Genomic DNA, 1,973 nt, shown 5'->3' with positions numbered 1-1,973 from the left:
TTAAATTAAATAAAGTAAATATGGCTGAAGCTAAATATAGTTCTGCTGAACATTACAAAACGTTTAATGAGTTTTTTATCCGTGATTTAGTTGATGGTGCACGTCCTGTTGGTGATAGTAATTTTGTTTCTCCAGCTGATGGTCGTGTAGCCATGTTAGGTAAAATAAATAGTGGTACTATGATTCAGGCAAAAGGGCATAACTTTACCGTAAGAGAGCTACTAGCTATCTCTAACGAAGAAGCTGCTCAGTTTGATAACCATTCCTATTTAACAGTTTACCTTTCACCACGTGATTATCATAAAGTGCATATGCCTTGTGATGGGAAATTGCTTAAAGCAGTGTTCATTCCAGGTGATCTTTATTCGGTAAATACTAATGCTTTTACCAATATTTCGAATCTTTATGCAAGAAATGAGCGTTTAGTTTGTTACTTTGAAACGCAATATGGTCTAATGGTACAAGTTTTAGTAGGTGCTACAATCACAGGTTCTATTTTACAGTTTTGGGATAATCCAATAATTGCAGACCATGCAGTACATATTATTGAGAAAGATTATACAAAAAGTAATATAATTATTAAGAAAGGTTCTGAAATGGGGGCATTTATCATGGGAAGTACAACTATAAATATTTTCCCTGGTGAAGTTGATTTTGCTTCTGCTAATGTAAAAATTGGAGAACCAATAAAAGTTAATTCAAATCTTGGAGATTTAACCTAGGGTTTTTTAGTTTTATGAACAGAAAAAAAACCACTAATGCTAACGATCAAGACCAAGTCGATCAGCATGAAAAAAGCTTAGCTTTTACAGAAAATTTTTCTGAAGGCAAAGAAGATGAAGTTGACACTTCTGACATAGGGGTTAGCAACTTAATGTTGGTAAGGAATAGATCTTTGTATAACTACTTAGTAGACGTGGTTAATTATAATAACTATTCTAAAGCAACTGAGATTTTAAAAGTCTTACGTAATGACGGTATAAATATTTCTATTTATAAGTTAAGAAGATTTTTAGCCGCTGCTAATATTACCAAGGTTACTAACTATAAAGGGGAAAAGTTTTACAAGCTTAACTATAGTCAGAATCGCTTAACCCTAGAATCAAAAGTAGAAGCTCTTGTTATCTCTGTATTGAGTAATAATGTTTGTGTTATTATAAAAACAGTACCAGCAGGAGCACAAATTGTCGCAAAAATTTGTGATAGTTCTGCAAAAGAACTAGATATTCTTGGTACAATTGCTGGTGATGATACAGTTATGTTGATACCGCGAGACACAGAAGAAATAAGCAAAGTAAAACGACTAGTAAAACGATTATTCAAAATTTAACATACACTCTTTTAAAGTACAGGTTTGTAAAATATGAAAGAAAAAATGAAAGGACTTTTTGACCGCTCTTCTTACACAAAACTTTACATCTATGTAGGTATAGTTGTTTTAGCGATAATTTTATATTTATTTGTTTTTAGAGACACAGGTTCGAATAAGGATTCAATTTTATTAAATAAAAATGAAACTGCAACCGTGGCAATTGATACTTCACGTACGCAAGAGCTAACTCCAGAGCCTGTAGCACCTCCAACTGAGCAACCTGTAGCTCCAGTTACTCCTACAGCACCTGTAGAACAGCCAACTGTGACTCCAGAACCAGCTCAACAACCTGTACAACAACCAAGTCAACCGCAAACTACAACTACGAGTGCAAATATTCCTGTAGTAGCAGAAAATCAGATTTATGCTAATTTACCAACTGAAGAGTTTACTGTTCAAAGTGGGCAAACTGCAGGTCGTATTTTTAGTCGTAACCAAGGTGATATTTTTGCCATGGTAAGTGTTAATAAAGCAATTGAAAATCTAGGGGTTAATGATAAACTTTATGTTAAATTTAACCAACAAGGTAAAATTGTGGTATTAGCAATTGATAAACGTCGTGGTGGTTACGTTGGTCAATATATTTTAAATATTGATAATA

3 protein-coding genes are annotated in these 1,973 nt (G+C 33.3%); all 3 read left to right on the top strand.

Going from position 1 to position 1,973, the window contains the following annotated elements:
* Window positions 1-722: archaetidylserine decarboxylase (gene asd, locus CJP74_RS07990; RefSeq protein ID WP_222987071.1), on the top strand; the 722-nt coding region annotated here is incomplete at its 5' end.
* Between the two features lie 14 nt (window positions 723-736).
* Window positions 737-1,330 carry an arginine repressor gene (locus CJP74_RS07985; protein ID WP_119498002.1) on the top strand — a complete coding sequence of 198 codons (594 nt, stop codon included), beginning with the start codon at window positions 737-739 and terminating at the stop codon, window positions 1,328-1,330.
* 33 nt (window positions 1,331-1,363) lie between these two features.
* Window positions 1,364-1,973 (top strand): LysM-like peptidoglycan-binding domain-containing protein (locus CJP74_RS07980; protein ID WP_222987070.1); only part of this gene is annotated, 610 nt, incomplete at its 3' end.

Source organism: Psittacicella melopsittaci (assembly GCF_003585925.1).
Classification (GTDB): domain Bacteria; phylum Pseudomonadota; class Gammaproteobacteria; order Enterobacterales; family Psittacicellaceae; genus Psittacicella; species Psittacicella melopsittaci.
Note: the sequence above shows the minus strand (reverse complement) of the source record. Positions and strands in the feature narration are given on the sequence as shown.

Bases quoted from the DNA above. Each gene is read 5' to 3' on its own strand.
- CJP74_RS07985 (WP_119498002.1), top strand. From the start codon at position 737: ATGAACAGAAAAAAAACCACTAATGCTAACGATCAAGACCAAGTCGAT.